This is a genomic window from Bradyrhizobium sp. LM2.9, assembly GCF_054056555.1.
This window is the reverse complement of record NZ_JBSRYJ010000002.1, coordinates 7,077,837-7,095,528: the sequence shown is the minus strand read 5'-3', so window position 1 is coordinate 7,095,528 and position 17,692 is coordinate 7,077,837. Positions and strand designations below refer to the sequence as shown.

The window sequence follows — 17,692 nt, the reverse complement described above, 5'->3', positions numbered from 1 at the left end:
AGCGCGACCCTGAACGCTTGTTCTGGCAATAAGATTGTGGAGATGGAAGGCGACTTGACGGAGATCGAGCAGACGCTCGCCGCTATTGATAGCTGTGAGCCCTGCCTGATGCTCCGGCAGAAAGTTCCACATCTTGCCTGGATTTGTTGCGAGGCGTGCGACATGACGCAGAGCCCGTTCCGCCGGGTTGGAAAGTTCGACCTTCATCTGCTCGACAGTGGAGGTCACTGTGTACAGATCACGAATGATCCACAGCGCGCCGCCGGCATTGTGCTGGCCAAGCGCTCTGGCAAATCATGATCAAGCAATCGCCTGCCGGTGCCAAGCTCACACAGGACGGCTAGGCCCGCGGGTTGCTTGCCATGCCGGAGTGCCCGGCCCGGGAAATATCACTATCAGGTCGCTCGCTCATTCATCGGGTCCATGAGACGGGGGCAGGCGATGGTCTCGCAGAAGTGTTCGCTGAGGGCGAAATTGCCTGGGTATCTCAACGTGGCTTATTAAACCAAGGATACTGCGGTAGATCAAATTTGGATGGCGAGCCGTGCTCGATCGAGCTATCGCCAAATTTTGGTGACGGCCGGGCCGGTCAGGCGGCGGCGGTTATGGGCTGACGGTCGGTCGGCTTGGCGATGACCTCGATCCCGTCGTTGAATGTCACACCAAGAACGAGTTTTGGCAACTGGTGGTGGCCATCGAGACGGCGCCAGCTTTTCTGCGCGCCCTCGACGAGTTTGAAGACCATGGCGAGCGCGGTCCCGTTCGACAGACAACCCTTCGACCGGATGGTGCGGTGGCGCACGGTGGCGAAGGTGCTTTCGATGGGGTTGGTCGTCCGCAAGTGTTTCCAGTGCTCGGCCGGGAAGTCGTAGAATGCGAGCAGCGTGTCTCGATCCTTGCTCAGGCAGTCGGACGCCTTCTCGTATTTCAGCGTGTAGCTCTCGATGAAGGCGTCGAACGCCAGCTCGGCGGCGAGCTTCGTTTCAGCCATCCAGATCGCCTGCAGCGCGCGTTTGGCCTTCGGCTGCTGGCTCTTCGGCAACTTGGCGAGCACGTTGGCGGTCTTGTGCACCCAGCAGCGCTGCTCGCGCGTTTTCGGCCAGACCTCGCCGGCCGCCTTCCAGAACCCGAGTGCGCCATCGGCGATGGTAAGCTGCGGCGCCACGTCGAGCCCGCGCCGCTTCAGATCGAGCAGCAGATCGCGCCAGTCCTGCGCGCTCTCGCGGGCGCCATCGGTGAAGCCGACCAGTTCCTTGCGGCCTTCCGGGGTCGCGCCGATCAGCACCAGGATGCACTGCTTTTCGTCTTCGAGGCGCGCTTGGAGATGGATGCCATCGGCCCAGATGTAGACGTAGCGCTTCGCCGACAGATCGCGCCTCTGCCACGCGGCGTGCCCGTCGAGCCAGCCATCCTTCAGGCGACCGATGGCGGATGCCGACAACCCGGCAGCATCCTTGCCGAGCAGCGCAGCCGGCGCCTCAGAGAAGTCGCCGGTCGAGATACCCTTCAGGTAAAGGATCGGCAGCAGCGTCTCGATCGACTTCGACCGGCGCATGTAGGGCGGCAGGATCGACGGCGAGAACCGGATGCGGCCAGGATCGGCGGCGTCCGCTTCGCGATCGCGTACACGCGGCTGGCGGACGGCGACCGGACCGATGCCGGTCATCACCTCGCGCTCCGGCAGGTGGCCGTGGCGGACCACGCGCTGGTGGCCGTCCCGGGTCTTCAAATCGGCATGCTGGCCGAGAAAGTCTGCAACCTCGGCCTCGACCGCCTGGGCCAGCAGGGCACGCGCTCCATTGCGCAAGACTTCTGTGAGTTGATCGTCGAAGATTCCTGGCTGAATCAGATGGATGACGTTATTGTTGGACACGGCATATCGCTCCTTCGGTGGAGAAGTGGAGGCGTCAAGCACCCCCACGATATGCCGCCTTCCCGATTCCCGCCGTCACCAACTTTGGGCGATAGCTCTGCTCGATCAGCTGACGAGCAGTAACGCGTAGGTGTTGCAAGGTTTGCCTTTGTGAGTACTCGCCCTTAAGTCGGCAGGACTTCAGAAAATAGGAGAAGACGTTTGCTCTTCGCGCGGTAACGCCGTGCATTCGCCGTGAAGGCCGGTTGATGATGCGCGCGCAAGTGAGGCAGTGCGACTGTCCCGGCCGATCCGCGCTACTCCATCAATAGTATCGGCGGCTGGAAGTATCATACTACGAAATTGGTGAGTGAAGTCGGCGCATTCAAGCAAGAAGCGCGTTTTGAGTTGTTTTTCGAAGACGCATCGAGCGTCCCTTCTGTATGCTTGCTTCCATGTTGAAGCGGCCGACGCGCACGTCGAAAATCGGCTTTGTCACGCGGATAAAGATCCAGAAGACAGAGGACAAATTCGCGTGTAGTTCCGGTTCCTGTCTCGAAGAGAAAAATCCGCTTGAATAGTTGTCGATGACCATTGATATGGTAATGGGAAGCAGTTGCGTCTTCGCCAAAAACAAGACGCTACAGGCAGATGTGCAAAGCGAAATCGGAGAACACGTGGCAAAAAGCACCAAGCGCAAAGAGTATAGTAAGGATGACGTCAAGCTGCTCAAAGTGCACTCAAAGGCCCGCACCCCTGTAGCTAGGGTTTCAAAGCTTATGAAGCGATCCGAGGGCTCTCTAAGACAGAAAGCACGCACCTTGGGGATTGGCTTGGGTCACCAGCGTTGAGATTCGCGTCAATGTTCGGAAATTGACCGGCGTGATGATCGGACGGCCAGGCGGCTTACGACAGCCGGCCATTGATCGTTTCAGGTCCCTGCGCCCGAGGGTCAGCTCGCGCGGTGAACGAGCTGACCGGTTTCCCTATAGAGCTGATCGGTTTCCCGATAGACCAGTCAATTGGCCTAAACCTCGTCGATTTGGCATGGTTTCAATTCAGGGACTGATAAAGCCGACTCGTTCGTCTCACTGTGCGGCTTACATCGTGAATATAGATTTACCGAGCCCGGAAATACGGTCCGCGAGCGTGCCGGCGGATCATCATCTCGGCCGGTAGACGTCATTCGGCGCTGAGCCATCTCCCTCTGCCTCCACCTTTCTCGAAGCGCGGCGACTGGAATCTAGTTCCCCCAAGAGGGAGCTTGGCACCATTTTTCCGAGTCCGTGGGCGCCGGCATCGTCGGCCTACAGCATTAGCGGCCTGCGGCTGACGCAGATCGCTCTGATGATGCTGCCGGCCGGCAAGCCGCAGAAAGAAGGGAATAGCCGCGGTCCGGCCTACGGCGACAATATAAAGGACCTGCGGCAGGAGATGTGGGTCGAGCAGGCGCAGAAGCGTACAAGTATTTTGTATGTTCATGCGCCGCACCCTCTTGTATGCGGGATTTGTTGTGAGGTGAGCAAAGCGGTGGTGAACATTGTTCATCGTTATCATCGAGACCGTCGATTTCGCCGCCGCGACTGCCGCGCGCGGACAGCGCGGCGGCCGCGGCAGACTCCATGGCGGCAATGAGAATTGAATTGCGGGCCGCACTCGCTAGCAGCAGGCCGCATTTGCGGTAAGATCGTCTCATCTGGTATCCGACAAACGATTGAATCTGACGTCGTTCGAATGCGGGAGCTGCTCCTTGCTGCACTTTCGACATGTTGCCTCAGGCAATTCTAAGCGTGTCGCCGCCGATTTCGCGGTTGCAAGGACAGAGCTCATCAGTCTGTATCGCATCTAGAACGCGTAACGTGTCCGTCGGGCTGCGGCCGACATTGAGGCTTGTCGCATAGACATGCTGGATCGTGTTCTCAGGATCGACGATGAAGGTGTAGCGATGCGCGATGCCATCACGCGATCGCACGCCAAGGCCGTCGACCAGTGCGCCCTTGGTGTCGGCAAACTGCCAGATCGATAGACGGTGCAGATCCTTGTGCTCACGCCGCCAGGCGAGCTTGCAGAACTCGTTATCGGTCGAGCCACCAAGCACGACTGCATCGCGATCGGCAAAATGCTTGGACAGGCGCGCAAACTCAGCGATTTCGGTTGGGCAGACGAATGTGAAATCCTTCGGGTAAAAGAAGATGACTTTCCATTTTCCGGGGAAACTCCTCTCAGTCAGGGTCTCGAAGGCGCTCTGCCCGTTCTCCTCTTGCAGGTGAAAGCCGGGCTTCACGCCTGTGATGTCAAACGGCGGCAACTTGCTTCCAATTCCAGGCATATTGTCCTCACAACATCGCGTCACACGGAACAGTGTTCCGCGACTGGCAAAGCAAGCGATATGCCACCCATCTGCCGGCAAGTACCCATCATCCCGGTCCTGGAAAATTCGCCTTGGGTGACGGCGGTGTCCTCGAACCCCATCTGCACCGTGTGGTCTCCTCAATTGACTCGGGGACCCGGCATTCCCCATTTCCGCGCTCTTTCGCCCGGCGCTCGTAGTGGAATCCACGCGCCAGGCTTTGTCGGGTTTCTGTCAGAGCCCTTGCCGCTGTTGGGTCCGCCACAGCTTCCGGTCTCGGATGCTGCGCTATTAGTTGAGCCTAGTCAGATGCTTAACGCGCGTGCGAACGAATGGCACGCTAGTTGCTAACTGGATGCAGCAACAAGGAGTGAGGGCTGAGGGCACGCCGACGCTGATGGCGAGCGATGGCCTCCTTCCCGAAACCCGTGTGTCCACGTTTCTGAGAGAGAAACAGCCTCGCGCGTTCGGCGCGAAAAATTGGCAATCGGTTGATGGAGAGCAACATGTCTTCGCTGAGACAAATCGCGTTTTATGGCAAGGGTGGCATCGGTAAATCGACAACGTCGCAAAATACGTTAGCGGCTCTTGCTGAGCTGGGCCAAAGGATTCTCATCGTCGGCTGTGATCCCAAAGCGGACTCGACTCGCCTCATCCTGCACGCCAAAGCGCAGGACACCATTCTGAGTCTGGCGGCGAATGCCGGCAGCGTTGAGGACCTCGAAATCGAGGACGTCATCAAGCTCGGCTACAAGGACATTCGATGCGTCGAGTCCGGCGGTCCAGAGCCGGGGGTCGGGTGCGCCGGAAGAGGCGTGATCACTTCGATCAACTTTCTGGAGGAGAATGGCGCCTATGAAAACATCGACTACGTCTCTTACGACGTGCTCGGCGACGTCGTCTGCGGTGGCTTCGCGATGCCTATCCGCGAGAACAAGGCACAGGAAATCTACATCGTGATGTCCGGCGAGATGATGGCGATGTATGCCGCCAACAACATCTCCAAGGGTATTCTGAAGTATGCGAATTCCGGCGGCGTGCGCCTCGGCGGCCTGATCTGTAACGAGCGGCAGACCGACAAGGAGCTGGAGCTTGCAGATGCTCTTGCCAAGAAGCTCGGCAGTCGGCTGATCTACTTCGTGCCGCGCGACAATGTCGTGCAGCACGCGGAGCTGCGCCGCATGACTGTGCTGGAATACGCGCCAGAGTCCAAGCAGGCGGATCACTATCGCAATCTCGCGACCAAGATCCACAATAATGCGGGACAAGGCGCCATCCCGACGCCAATCAGCATGGACGAGCTCGAGGATATGCTCATGGAGCACGGCATCATCAAGCCTGTCGACGAGAACCTGGTCGGCAAGACCGCCGCCGAGCTCGCCGCTGTTTCGGCATAGTTCATGTTGTCGGCCTTCTCGACCGGGAAGGCCGACATCGTCCACTCAGAAGCTGGGGGAACTTCATGATTGGCGCACAAAGCAAATTGGCCGATACGATGTCATCTCCTGTATCAGCAGCTCACATCGCCGAGCAGCGCGATGCAAGTGAGCTCTACGGGCTTCTGACCGGGCGCCATCCAACAGAAGTCGACATCAGCGACGATGGCAATTTCGATCGCCATGTGCTCGCTTGCGTTCTCGCCGCATCCGCTATGGATGGTGGCCAACTTCCCGAGCGGGCTGGCTTGACTAACCAGGAGCTCGATGCGCTCTTGGTGCAATACTTCCCATCTACCCCGGTCAGGAGTTGTACCTGGCGCGAACAGTCCGCGTTACTGGCTCCTGACGAGACGATTATGGTGCGCGACCTCCTGCTTGCGCAACGTTCCACGCATGGCGAGGTCGGCGGGTGGCTCGCGACGATGATTGCGCGGCGCGCCATGGAGCCTAATCACCTGTGGGAAGATCTCGGTCTGCGGGAGCGGGACGAATTATCCCGCCTCCTGATGCGCCATTTCGGGCCACTGGCGGCTCGCAACACCAAGAACATGCGCTGGAAGCGCTTCTTCTATCGCACGCTATGCGAAGATGACGGTCTGGTGATGTGTACCGCGCCGGTCTGCACGGAATGCAATGATTTTGATCTTTGCTTCGGCGAGGAGAGCGGGGAGAGCCGGATGGCCGGACGCCGGCGGGGATCATCTGCGTCGTCTCGATGACTCCGTCCAAGCCATCCCAAGTTCGCAAGACTGAGCTCATAACGGATGCCCCCTCCTCGGCGCGAGTTCCGGTATATCGGGCGAGCTTTCGGCCAGCTGTCACATGACGAGACTGAGGGTTTGAAAGGATACCGGGGTAAACAACTTCGCGCAGGCGGCCTAAGCAGGACGCGGCGGCGTCTGATGATGGCGGCTTGATAACTGGCAGAGGGGACGTCACATTTACCGCCGAGATGTTCTATGTTGACGCGCGATCGACGCCAACATCCGCCTCTCGATCGCGCCCCGCTGAACTCGTTTACGAACACTGACTTGTGGTTGGACCGAACCCTTCTTCGATAAGCGCCGGAATGCACGCGCCTTGCCCGAAGTGCTGCAGCTTGAGGTGAGGCCCGAACCGTTGCCTGGCTAGCAAGCTTCCAAGCTCGGCGCCTGCGCTCAGCTCGGTCGCAAGCGCACCGAACCTGGCGCTCCGCCGTTTGCACCCTGTCGGATTTGCGACAAACCCGACTAATCTGAAATTCGGCGTCATTCACAGGTTCTTGGAAATTCGAGCGGGTTGGCACAACAGTTGCTGAACAGCTTCCGGAATAAACATACGGAGCCGCTGATGGCGTTCGCTGCCGCAATCACCGGGCCCGACAAAGATCGGTCGAGGTCCATGGTCCTTAATGACATCACGTTGCGCGACGGCGAACAGACACCCGGCGTGGCCTTCACGACACCGGAAAACGTCTCGATCGCGCGTGCGCTGGCCGCGGCCGGGGTCTCGGAGATTGAGGCCGGCACGCCGGCGATGGGTCAGGAAGAGATTACCGCGATCCGAGCGGTCGCCGAAGCGGGCCTTGCGACCACGATCATCGGCTGGTGCCGGATGAAACCCGCGGACATCGATGCGGCGATCGAGGCTGGTGTTTCGATGGTCAGCCTATCGATTCCACGGCCGACGTGCAGATTGCGGCGAAACTCGGTGGCGGCCGCTTGGCCGTGCTTTAGCGGGTGAAGCGCGTCGTGGCCTATGCTCGCAACAAGGGACTGGATGTCGCGGTGGGTGGCGAAGACTCCTCGCGTGCCGATGTCAACTTCCTGACCGACCTGATCGCAATCGCCAACGCGGCCGGCGCGCGGCGCTTTCGTGTCGCAGATACGCTGAGCGTGCTCGATCCCGACGCGTCCTTCGCGCTCCTGGCCGCACTGCGCGCCAGCACCGATCTCGAGCTCGAGTTCCACGGCCATGACGATCTTGGGCTGGCGACGGCTAATACGCTGGCGCCGATCAAGGCCGGTGCGACGCACGCCTCTGTGACGGCCATTGGACTGGGCCAGCGAGCCCGCAATGCGCCGCTGGAGGAAGTTGCCGTCGCACTTAGGCAGCTCTACGGCCGTGATACCGGCGTGCTGCTATCCGAACTGGAAAAACTCGCGGCCGCCGCTACAGCCGCAGCGTGCCGCAACATTCCGCCCAGCAAGGCGATTGTCGGCGAGCATGTCTTTACCCATGAATTCTGCATCCACGTCGATGGGCTCTTAAAAGACCGGCCCATCTACCAAGCGCTGGACCCGGGGTTGCTCGGCCGCTCCCACCGCATTGTGATCGGCAAGCATTCAGGCCTTGCCGCTATCACTTCGCTCTTGTCCGAGCTACAGTTTTCGGTCACCGCCGAGCAAACCGAAACCATTCTCGCGCGCGTCGGCAAGCATGCCATCGAGCACAAAGGCCCGGTTTCCCAGGAAACGGTGGTGGCGATCTGGCGCGACATTCACGAGAGATCGCTCGTCAACCGAGGGCTATCAGGTGGTCAGCCATGCGCATCGCGCGATCAGGTTGGAACATTCGAGCCAGGACGGTTTCTGGACGCGGATCTAATGGAGGTTGAGAATGACGACGGACGGGATCCTTTCGCAATTGAGCAAGGCCTCGGCGGCAGAGGAGTTTTTTGCACTGCTCGGCGTCGAGTACGATGCGAAAATCATCGACGTGGCGCGGCTTCACATCCTGCGTCGCATGGGTCAATATCTCGCGGGCGAGGAGTTTACCGGTGCATCCGATCCTGAGATCGCCTCGCGTTGCAAGGCCACGCTTGAGCGCGCCTATGCCGACTTCGTCACGTCCTCCCCGATCGAACAGCGCGTATTCAAGGTTCTGAAGGATGCGGCCGCACCACAATCGAACAAGCATCCAGCATTGGTGCAGCTCAGTTGCTTGGAGTGAATTGAGTTGTATCCCGTGCTCTGGAGTGTGAAGGTTCGGAGAACCTGCCAACCTCCCATGGCGTCGAAGTTAAATGAAACTTGCAGTTACCGCCTCGCGGATCCGCAGCTTGGACACTCGGCTCCTGAAGGTGATCACCGCTCAGCCCTGATATTTCCCTCGTTTCAAGCTGGTGCTCATGGTGCACCTATCTCCTGCAATGGAACGCCGGCAGCGGTGAGCGCATGTTGGTGAGGAAAGCGCAGCAAGATTCGGATGAATGTCTTCTGTCGCATTCCGGACACGGGTCCAGCACGGTTGTCGAACGTTCGAGAGGCTGCCAATCCGATTTCCTTCAGTAAGAGTCTGTATTGGCGGTCAGTTTTCATCGTCTGCGCAATTGGTACGACAATTGCTGACATATGCTCAGCTAGTCTGGAGAAGCGAATGCACATCTTGGTCAGGATCGAGTTTGTTTTGGAACACGCGCAGTTTCGCGCGCGCTGCCTGTTGGCATTATGATGCGTCGCGACGCCAAAGCTATGGTTGCATATTCCGGCCTGGCTGAGCTGAAAGCTGCGCTTGATCCGCGCCAACAATTCGTCGACGAAATCACTCCCCTTGGCCGATCTATGGCCGAGGTTTCCCGGGGGGAGCCCTTGCTCTCCAGCGCCGGTCGCGCGGCGCCGTTGATGGGCGGCTTCATCGCCGGCCCTCGTGCCTTCGCCAAGAGTTGCGGGCGTGTCGCTGCAATCGGCAAGATTGCGAGGGCATTCAGAGTAATGGATCGCGTTTTCACCGGCAAGCTCGCGACCGACAGTGGCACCAGCCGAGCCGCCGGCACGTCCTCGATCTGTTCGAACTCGCTTGCATCTCGAAGATGAGGGGGACCAATCGATCGGCTCGCGTGACCGCGCGGTTGCGTGCCTCACTAGTTCCATTGCCGAAGCGGGGAAGAACGCCCAAGCGCGTGCTTCCGGGCTCGTCGACAAACGTCCAGCAATGGGTGTCTCGGCCCCGCGCTGCTGCCAGGCGGTGTTGAAAGATGGCGGCGGGCACGCGGCCGAACTCTTAATTGAAGCAATCTTCACGCGCGAATTCAAAGCTGGAGGCGGAGCACGCTTCCTGGCGAGCCGCTACTGAACACGGATGGGAGTACAGATGATGAGCACCGCACCCAAAAGCGCAGCTCCGGCCGCGGGTGGTGGTCGCGCGGCGACCAAGAGGGAGCTGCCCGAACGATTCAAGGCGTATAAGCACGTCTGGGTCTTCATCGAGCAGGAACGTGGCATAGTGCATCCCGTCTCCTGGGAGCTGATGGGTGCCGGCCGCCGGCTCGCCGACAAGCTCAACGTTGACCTCGCCGCGGTTGTCATCGGCCCGGTCGGGGAGACAACGCAGCAGGCGGTCGCCGAATCCTTCTGCTACGGCGCAGACCTCGCCTATATCGTCGCGGATGATCTGTTAGCCGATTATCGCAATGAATCCTACACCAAGGCCCTGTCAGAGCTGGTCAATACGTACAAGCCGGAAATCCTACTCCTAGGGGCAACTACACTCGGCCGCGATCTCGCTGGCTCAGTGGCCACCACACTGCTCACCGGCCTTACTGCCGACTGCACCGAGCTCGATGTCGATGCCGACGGCTCGCTTGCAGCGACGCGGCCGACGTTTGGCGGCTCACTATTGTGCACGATCTACACACTGAACTATCGTCCACAGATGGCAACAGTCCGTCCGCGCGTGATGCCGATGCCCGAGCGCGTGACCGGTGCGGTCTGGCGCGTCATCTCGCATCCACTCGGCCTTGTAGAGGAAGATATCGTCACAAAAGTGCTGTCGTTTCTGCCAGACCGCGATTCGACAAAGTCCAACCTTGCCTATGCCGACGTGGTCGTCGCCGGAGGGCTCGGTCTGGGGTCGCCTGAGAACTTCCAACTGGTACAGCAACTCGCGGACGTGCTTGGCGCCGAGTATGGCTGCTCGCGGCCGCTGGTCCAGAAGGGCTGGGTCACCTCGGACCGACAAATCGGCCAGACCGGGAAAACCATTCGGCCAAAGCTCTATATCGCGGCCGGTATTTCCGGCGCGATCCAGCATCGTGTTGGCGTGGAGGGGGGCGACCTCATCGTTGCCATCAACACCGACAAGAACGCTCCGATCTTCGACTTCGCCCATATCGGCATCGTCACGGACGCCATTCGACTGTTGCCCGCATTGATGTCTGCATTCCGCGCGCAGCTATCGCCGCACTCGCACGACCGCATCGCTGGTTAGGGAAGCTTGTTATGATCGAAGAAAGATTCGACGCGATCGTCGTCGGTGCTGGCATGGGCGGGAATGCGGCAGCGCTGACCATGGCCGAGCGGGGCCTAAAAGTGCTGCAGCTGGAGCGCGGCGAGTATTCGGGCTCGAAGAACGTGCAAGGCGCCATCCTCTATGCCGATATGCTGGAGAAGCTGATCCCGAATTTCCGAGAAGATGCACCGCTTGAACGGCATCTCGTCGAGCAACGCTTCTGGATCGTGGACGAGCGTTCGCACACCGGGATTCACTATCGCTCCGATGATTTCAACGAGGAGAAGCCGAACCGCTACACCATCATCCGCGCCCAGTTCGATAAATGGTTCTCCCAGAAGGTCCGCGAGGCCGGCGCCACGGTGCTGTGCGAGACCACGGTGACCGAGCTCCTCCGGGATTCCCACGGGAGGGTCGTCGGGGTGCGCACAGACCGAGATGGCGGTGAAATCCACGCAGATGTCGTCGTGCTGGCCGAGGGGGTGAACGGAGTGCTCGGGACGGGTGCAGGCTTAAGAGGGCGGCCGAAACCGGACAAGGTCGCACTCGCGGTCAAGGAGATGCATTTCCTGTCGCGCGAGACAATCGATGCTCGCTTCAATCTCAAAGGCGACGAGGGGCTCGTCATCGAAGCCGCCGGAACCATCTCCCGCGGCATGACCGGTATGGGCTTCATCTACTCCAACAAGGAATGCATCTCGCTCGGTATCGGCTGTCTTGTTGCCGACTTCCAGCGTACCGGCGAGACGCCTTACGGCCTGCTCGAGGGCTTCAAGCGTCACCCGTCCGTCGCGCCGTTGATCGAGGGTTCGGAAGTAAAGGAATACTCCGCGCATTTGATCCCCGAAGGTGGATACAAGGCGATCCCGCAGCTTTGTGGTGAGGGCTGGGTTGTTGTCGGAGACGCCGCCCAGCTCAACAACGCCATCCATCGCGAGGGGTCCAATCTGGCGATGACGTCGGGCCGTATCGCCGCGGAAGCGATCTGCCTTATTAAATCGCGAAATGATCCGATGACGGCCAAAAATCTTTCGCTTTACAAAAAACTGCTGAATGATTCCTTCGTGATAAAGGACCTGAAGAAGTACAAGGATATGCCGGCACTGATGCATACCCACTCGCAGAACTTCTTTCTCACATATCCGCAGCTCTTCTCCAAGGCGATGCAGGATTATTTGCGCGTCGACGGCACACCAAAGCTTGAGAAAGAGAAGCTGATGCTGAGCTCGTTCATCAAGGCGCGGTCGTGGGAGTGGTGTGTTCAGCGATGCCCTGCGCATCGCCCGGGCCTGGCGGTGATCACAAACCAAAGACAACGACGAACGACGGAGCCAGAAACAATGCCGAGCGAGCCATCCCGACGTGTCGAGGACAAACTATTCTACAACCGCTATCTCGTTGATTCCGGCCGCGCCCATATCAAGGTGCGGCCGCACACCACACCATCCTCACGGCTCTTATCGATGCTGAAGGCCTGCCCTGCACGTTGCTACGAGCTCAGCGATAAAGGTCATGTTGAGGTGACAGTCGACGGGTGTGTCGAGTGCGGCACCTGCCGGGTGATCTGCGAAGAAAGTGGTGATATCGAGTGGAGCTACCCACGTGGCGGTTACGGTGTGCTATTCAAATTTGGTTAAAGCTTCGGGGTAGGAGCTGATGGGCAGGCCGCGGCGTTCTCGCGATACAACGAGATCACGCGCCAAGTTGAGATTTCACCTGATTCAATCGAGTCCCGACCTTTCCATCTACCGGGCGGGCCCTTGCCAGGTTCCGCGTAGTCAAAGCGAGCGGATCCGAAACAGGGGCAACGTATTGGCTGGATCAGGTCGTCCATCTCGGATCTGTCGATCGATCCTGGTTCTCTTCACCGTAGCGGCGCCTGTCTTCCCTGGGCCAGCAGTGATGCGCTTGCCTGTGGAAGGCGGCCACATCTACTACATCCTTCCTGAACACCGCGAGCCGTGCGCGGTGTTTGTGCCGGTGCCTATCATCACGGAACAAGTGTAACAACCCTAGGAGAACCGTATGCCGAACAGACTGACACAAGAGATCATGGAACGAACCAACGAACAGCGCCGTCGCCTTGGGCGTTGCCTGCTGAGCAAGGAAGGCTTTGTGCACGCCATTGGCCTCCAAGCCCAGGACGACCGGAGCGTGGACGCGCTCGTTGTCAACCTCGTCAACCACATTGTGGAGCCTGGGGACATGGAGCTGCACAGCTCGCCGCACGTCGCGCCCAAGGTGGACGACGAGATCGAGCTGAACACCGACGTGGACGTCACGGCAACGGTCAAGTGACAACCCCGTTGCGGACGCGGCGCCCTCGCCCTCGCTGGCCGTGCCCTTCCACATGAAGACCAACGCCGAGGCCGAGGCTGATGCCATGGTTAACAACGCCCCCTTTGAACACCTCGAAGACGAACTCACCGTCCACGACGACGAGTAAAGCAGCCCAAATTACGTGCATCTTATTATGGCCTCTAATGATGATCACGTTGTTCCTGCTTCCGGTGATGAGCGCCGCTTTCTGGTGCTTGACGTCTCCCCCTCAACATCTGGCCGGTTTCGAGTTCGCGGCGATCCGCCTGCCGCCACTGCCTCGCGACGCTGCCTATGACCTACAAACGGAACGCTGGAAGCAGGACTTCGCTTCGCCGTAGCCGCCGACCCGACGATCGTGCCATCGAGCGCCTTGTAGACAGACAAGCACGAGCGGATCACGAAATTAGCGCTTTGTGACTCCTTCGCGCGACCGCCGGCTGCGCGTTCGTCAGGCGGGCTGCGCGCATGCAGCACGTAAGTTTGCACTTTCATTCGCCTGTATCGCCGGGATATATGATCGGCCGGCGAGCATGGCGATGGTTCGATTACAAAAGAGCAGGGCAGCCGCGCTAACGCGCGGCGAGCAGAGGCACGCCGTGAGAGTTCGGTCGGCGACACCCAGGCCCTCATAGCCGAACTGAGAAGCTTGCCGCGCGAGAACCTCGCGGATGCGGTGTTCATGCTCTCGATGGATGCAAGACGGAAGGGCGAGTTGATACGACCTGCGATCGAGAAGCGCGCCAAAGTCGACTTGGACTTTGATCCGCCGCCGAATGCTGATTTGGCGACCTATCTCGCGAATGATGTGGTCTCGGCCTTACGCCACCACGTTGCTGACCTTCCGACCTTGCTGGACCTGTTAGTTTCGCGAGGGCCTGACGTCAGAGCTGGTCCCGGTTGTCTGAACAAAATCTCCGCGTCGATAAGTGGAGCGTCTGCCGGGGTTAGGCCGCCATGCGGATTGGCGGCTGGTTGAAGTAGGCTTGATCCGGTGTGCTGCCGTCAAGGCTCGAGTGTGGACGTCGGCCGTTGTAGAAGTCGAGATAGCGGCCAATCGAAGCTCGCGCCTCGCCGACCGTTTCGTAAGCTCGCAGATAGACCTCTTCATATTTGACGCTGCGCCACAGCCGTTCGACGAACACATTGTCCCGCCAAGCCCCTTTGCCGTCCATGCTGATGGCGATGGCTTGGTTGGTGAGCAGGCCCGTGAAGGCCGCGCCAGTGAACTGCGAGCCCTGATCCGTGTTGAAGATTTCGGGCTTGCCGTGACGCGCCAAAGCATCCTCCAGGGCCTCGACGCAGAAGGCCGCCTCCATCGTGATCGACAACCGCCACGAGAGAACCCGGCGGGTTGCCCAATCCAGCACGACAGCGAGATACACGAAGCCGCGCGCCATCGGGATATACGTGATGTCCATCGCCCAGACCTGGTTCGGCCGTGTGATCTCCATGCCGCGCAGCAGATACGGATAGATCTTGTGACCGGGCTCTGACTTGGTCGTGCGCGGACGGCGATAGAGCGCCTCTATCCCCATCCGCCGCATCAGCGTCTTCACATGCCGGCGGCCGACCTTGCACCCCTCGGCAGCCAGCAGGCCGCGCAACATACGCGAACCGGCGAAGGGATACTCCAGATGCAACCGATCGAGCCGTTGCATAATCGCGAGGTCGGCGGAGGGCACCGGACGCGGCAGGTAATAGACGCTGCCACGGCTGATGTTCAGAGCTTCCGCTTGCCTAGTGATCGACAGATCGTGCTCACGGTCGATCATCGCTTTGCGCTCAGCAACCCCGCCTTGGTGAGCGCTCCTTCTAAAAAATCGTTCTCCAGCGTCAGCTCTCCGATCTTGGCGTGCAACGACTTCACGTCGATGGCCGGCCCGGCAGATGCCGCGGGACCTGCCCCGAAAACGTCAGAGGCACCGCCCTCCAGTTGGGCCTTCCACGCCGTGATCTGATTGGGGTGGACATCAAAGTGCTCGGCCAACTGCGCCAGCGTTCGATCGCCCTTGATGGCGGCCAGCGCTACTTTCGCCTTGAAGGCCGGGGAATGGGTTCGGCGGGATCGTCTGCTCATCGTCGCTCCTGTCTGCGGCAACTATCGCCGCATTCAGGCAGAAACTCCACTTATCGCGATGTTCAGATTTCTGAGACCAGCTGTGTCTGCTTCACCGTCGATCGGGAGGAGGCCGTTTCGCTGCTGGTCGCAATCATTCGCGAGCAGCGGCTCGAAGAAGCCCTTGAAGGCCTCAGGCTCGCCGGGCTCCTGAACGAGCCAGCGAAGGATCGCCATGCCGGGGTCGGTTCGGAAGCGGATTTGAGAGGAGCTGCCGAGGGCGAGTGTCCAGGCGCTTTGACGGACAGTCCTGCAGATGGAATGTCCAGAGCGGATGGGGACGTCAGAAACTCTCGGCGCCGGCTTGCGAGCTCAAAGCCGCGTCGAAATTCGCGGCGTAGTTCCTTTGTCATCCCGTTAGTGTTTATCGTTGACGCGGAGCCGCTATGCACGCCCGGTCGCAGTCCCCGGCCGCGTTCAGCTCGGCGCCTTCGCGTTAGCGAGGACGAGACCCGCAGTTCTGAGCGTTCATGTTCAGTTGCAGCGCGCGTTTGCGCGCTGGCGGATCATGGAACCGTTCGCTAACAGCCACGCAAGGGAAATCACGGCAGGACACATCGACCGAGCCGCGGCGATGTGGCAAAGCGGCGAAAGGCAGTCGCTCAACCCAGTGAGGCGTCCTGGTGAAATCGACCGTCCTTTGTGTTTCGGTAGTCGCTGGCTGCGCCATGGGGGCGGCGGGGGAAGGTCTGGCAAGTATGCCACGACTAAGTCGAGAATAGCAGACAAGCTGAGTGGCGGCCCGCTGCAAATTGGGCAAAAGGGCCTTCTTGGGTAGCGCTGGATCGTCGACATCAACGCTCCGCCGCGCGTCTGCCATACACGCCCTATCCTTGCTCGATCGCCGGGGAAACGAACTCGCCTCGGCTATTCGCTGTTTTCGCGAGCCGCACCGGGATTTCGCCGAACCTCGCGTCCACGAGCACGGCGAAGACATAGCCGGAATCCGCAGCTGAGTGCGGCCGAACGGCGCGTCCCACGTCAATGCCGCCCAAGTCGGTCAGTAGGCCCGCTCAAACCCCACGAAGGCCCCTCATGCGCTACGGCCAGCCGCACTCAGTGAGCTGCTGTAATAATCTGAAAGCATCCGATCGCAACTTCCATCACGATCAGCACGACTACAACCCACTCAAGACGCAGCGAGCGGCGTGTGTCGATGATGTCCGTCAGTGCGTTAGCCGTTCCGGAGATGGCCGACAGCTTGCGCTCAAGCATCTCAAGACGCTCCTTCAATTCGTATTCGTCTTTCAGACGCGCATAACGCCGCTCGAGTTCCGGCTTCTCCCAGAGTGCGTCGGGCTTTTCGGCAATGGCGACGCGGCCCGCGACGCGCTGCTGGACCAGGAGCGCATTGCCGATCAATTCGAGAATGCCCTTGCGGCTCCGCGGCGTCCGGCCGTGCTCGGCTAGTTCGCGTGCAAAGGGTTCGATCACGTCGAATACCGCGGCGATACGGCGCTCATCTCGCTCCAGCGCCGTGCTCTTGGCTAGCGTATCGGCGATCAGCAGCAGCCGATCGTCGCTAAAGTCTCTGAGACAAATCCGTCCGCCCGGCAGGATGACCTCGGCGCTCTGGTCGTCGCAGAGCTGCGCCTGCGCGCTCTCCTCCTCATAGGAGCTGAGTTCACCGATGACCCGCGATATCAGCGTTTCGATCAGCGCGCTTTCTTCCGAGGGCGACAACCCGATGAGCACTACAACGCCATAGCGGAAGATCACGACAAGGCCCGCATGAATGCGGAAAGCGACCGGCGTCGAGGACACCAGCGTTCCGATTTCCAGAGCCGACGGGTTGATACGATCCCCCAGCATGACTGCCCGAATGCGCAGCATCGACGCGGCCGCCGTCTGTCCGGAGACGGCAGGCCTACCGGGCGTAAGTTGATCCATGTTCACATTTGCATGCGGTTTGGCGCCACTGCGACGCGATAGCGCTCCCCTGGAAATACGTCCAGAACTTCGTCGCAGATGATGCAGCGGAATTTGCCGGGAGCGTCGCTGAGAGATGATGCTGAGATCCAGCAAATGCGGGCTCCACAGTTTGGATCGGTGGTCGCCATTTCCATGTTCGTGCATGCTTCGCCGCAAGGTGAATCGAACGACCCAGCAAGCTCTTCGAGGAATTCGACGACCCAGGCCGCCAAACATTTGGCTGCGCCCTAGACGCCGTCCCTTGAACAAGGTCGAGCAAGATTGATGCCGAACCGGTATCTTCGCGCCAGCGGCCTCAGGATTTCCGCTTCAATGGGCGAGCAAAAATGATTGTTTGAAACGGCACAGGTGACCAAAAAACTGGCCGCAGTGTGTGTGTGTTCAACTTCCTCCAGAGCATGTCGGCTACAGAACACGGTGACTCTTGCGCGCGGCGGAATTTTCAAGCCGCAATCAGAGCCTTAGCCGCGTCA

General features: G+C 59.8%; 17 protein-coding genes and 2 pseudogenes. 14 read left to right on the top strand and 5 right to left on the bottom strand.

Going from position 1 to position 17,692, the window contains the following annotated elements; genetic code table 11:
- Positions 1–54: 54 nt before the first annotated feature.
- Positions 55–300, top strand: a complete 246-nt coding sequence (locus ACVWW3_RS36120) for a hypothetical protein (protein WP_456651524.1) — start codon at positions 55–57, stop codon at positions 298–300.
- Between the two features lie 289 nt (positions 301–589).
- Here ACVWW3_RS36120 and ACVWW3_RS36115 read toward each other — a convergent pair whose 3' ends face one another.
- Positions 590–1,873 carry an IS256 family transposase gene (locus tag ACVWW3_RS36115; RefSeq protein ID WP_456651525.1) on the bottom strand — a complete coding sequence of 428 codons (1,284 nt, stop codon included), beginning with the start codon at positions 1,871–1,873 and terminating at the stop codon, positions 590–592.
- A 566-nt stretch (positions 1,874–2,439) separates the two neighbouring features.
- Between ACVWW3_RS36115 and ACVWW3_RS36110 the strand changes: the two genes are divergently transcribed.
- Positions 2,440–2,703: a hypothetical protein gene (locus tag ACVWW3_RS36110; RefSeq protein ID WP_456651526.1), complete on the top strand. Its 264-nt coding sequence runs from the start codon at positions 2,440–2,442 to the stop codon at positions 2,701–2,703.
- A 496-nt stretch (positions 2,704–3,199) separates the two neighbouring features.
- Complete coding sequence (locus tag ACVWW3_RS36105) at positions 3,200–3,487, top strand: hypothetical protein (RefSeq protein WP_456651527.1); 288 nt, start codon at positions 3,200–3,202, stop codon at positions 3,485–3,487.
- A 139-nt stretch (positions 3,488–3,626) separates the two neighbouring features.
- Here ACVWW3_RS36105 and ACVWW3_RS36100 read toward each other — a convergent pair whose 3' ends face one another.
- Complete coding sequence (locus ACVWW3_RS36100; protein ID WP_456652115.1) at positions 3,627–4,181, bottom strand: peroxiredoxin; 555 nt, start codon at positions 4,179–4,181, stop codon at positions 3,627–3,629.
- A 527-nt stretch (positions 4,182–4,708) separates the two neighbouring features.
- Here ACVWW3_RS36100 and nifH point away from each other — a divergent pair.
- The 11 genes and pseudogenes from nifH (at position 4,709) to ACVWW3_RS36045 (ending at position 13,509) form a co-directional block, all read left to right on the top strand.
- A complete protein-coding gene (nifH, locus tag ACVWW3_RS36095; RefSeq protein ID WP_456651528.1) occupies positions 4,709–5,599 on the top strand; it encodes a nitrogenase iron protein in 891 nt (296 codons plus the stop codon).
- A 98-nt stretch (positions 5,600–5,697) separates the two neighbouring features.
- Positions 5,698–6,360, top strand: coding sequence for a nitrogen fixation protein NifQ (locus tag ACVWW3_RS36090; protein ID WP_456652116.1), 663 nt, complete (start codon positions 5,698–5,700; stop codon positions 6,358–6,360).
- A gap of 610 nt (positions 6,361–6,970) precedes the next feature.
- Positions 6,971–8,121: pseudogene (locus ACVWW3_RS36085) on the top strand (homocitrate synthase/isopropylmalate synthase family protein); the annotation flags it as partial.
- A gap of 118 nt (positions 8,122–8,239) precedes the next feature.
- Positions 8,240–8,572, top strand: coding sequence for a nitrogenase stabilizing/protective protein NifW (gene nifW / locus ACVWW3_RS36080; RefSeq protein WP_456672319.1), 333 nt, complete (start codon positions 8,240–8,242; stop codon positions 8,570–8,572).
- Between the two features lie 500 nt (positions 8,573–9,072).
- A complete protein-coding gene (locus ACVWW3_RS36075; protein ID WP_456651529.1) occupies positions 9,073–9,435 on the top strand; it encodes a hypothetical protein in 363 nt (120 codons plus the stop codon).
- Positions 9,419–9,694, top strand: coding sequence for a hypothetical protein (locus ACVWW3_RS36070; RefSeq protein WP_456651530.1), 276 nt, complete (start codon positions 9,419–9,421; stop codon positions 9,692–9,694). The genes ACVWW3_RS36075 and ACVWW3_RS36070 overlap by 17 nt, the downstream gene beginning before the upstream one ends.
- Before the next feature lie 18 nt (positions 9,695–9,712).
- A complete protein-coding gene (locus ACVWW3_RS36065) occupies positions 9,713–10,828 on the top strand; it encodes an electron transfer flavoprotein subunit alpha/FixB family protein (protein WP_456651531.1) in 1,116 nt (371 codons plus the stop codon).
- 11 nt (positions 10,829–10,839) lie between these two features.
- A pseudogene (locus ACVWW3_RS36060) lies at positions 10,840–12,148 on the top strand (FAD-binding protein).
- A 41-nt stretch (positions 12,149–12,189) separates the two neighbouring features.
- Positions 12,190–12,486 carry a ferredoxin family protein gene (locus ACVWW3_RS36055; RefSeq protein WP_083926516.1) on the top strand — a complete coding sequence of 99 codons (297 nt, stop codon included), beginning with the start codon at positions 12,190–12,192 and terminating at the stop codon, positions 12,484–12,486.
- A gap of 388 nt (positions 12,487–12,874) precedes the next feature.
- Positions 12,875–13,147 carry a hypothetical protein gene (locus ACVWW3_RS36050; protein WP_456651533.1) on the top strand — a complete coding sequence of 91 codons (273 nt, stop codon included), beginning with the start codon at positions 12,875–12,877 and terminating at the stop codon, positions 13,145–13,147.
- 188 nt (positions 13,148–13,335) lie between these two features.
- The gene (locus tag ACVWW3_RS36045; protein ID WP_456651534.1) at positions 13,336–13,509 is read left to right on the top strand and encodes a hypothetical protein; all 174 of its coding nucleotides are present in this window, start codon (positions 13,336–13,338) and stop codon (positions 13,507–13,509) included.
- Between the two features lie 606 nt (positions 13,510–14,115).
- On the opposite strand, the gene ACVWW3_RS36040 is transcribed toward ACVWW3_RS36045, so the two are convergent.
- The 3 genes from ACVWW3_RS36040 to ACVWW3_RS36030 all read right to left on the bottom strand — a co-directional run bounded on the left by ACVWW3_RS36040 (position 14,116) and on the right by ACVWW3_RS36030 (position 17,183).
- A protein-coding gene (locus ACVWW3_RS36040; RefSeq protein WP_456651535.1) for an IS3 family transposase occupies positions 14,116–15,248 on the bottom strand; the annotation gives its coding sequence in 2 pieces (ribosomal slippage) (positions 14,116–14,993 and positions 14,993–15,248; 1,134 coding nt in all).
- Positions 15,249–15,281: 33 nt separating this feature from the next.
- Entirely contained in the window at positions 15,282–15,464 is a 183-nt protein-coding gene (locus tag ACVWW3_RS36035; RefSeq protein ID WP_456651536.1) for a hypothetical protein, read from the bottom strand.
- Positions 15,465–16,343: 879 nt separating this feature from the next.
- Complete coding sequence (locus ACVWW3_RS36030; RefSeq protein WP_456652117.1) at positions 16,344–17,183, bottom strand: RMD1 family protein; 840 nt, start codon at positions 17,181–17,183, stop codon at positions 16,344–16,346.
- Between the last annotated feature and the right edge of the window lie 509 nt (positions 17,184–17,692).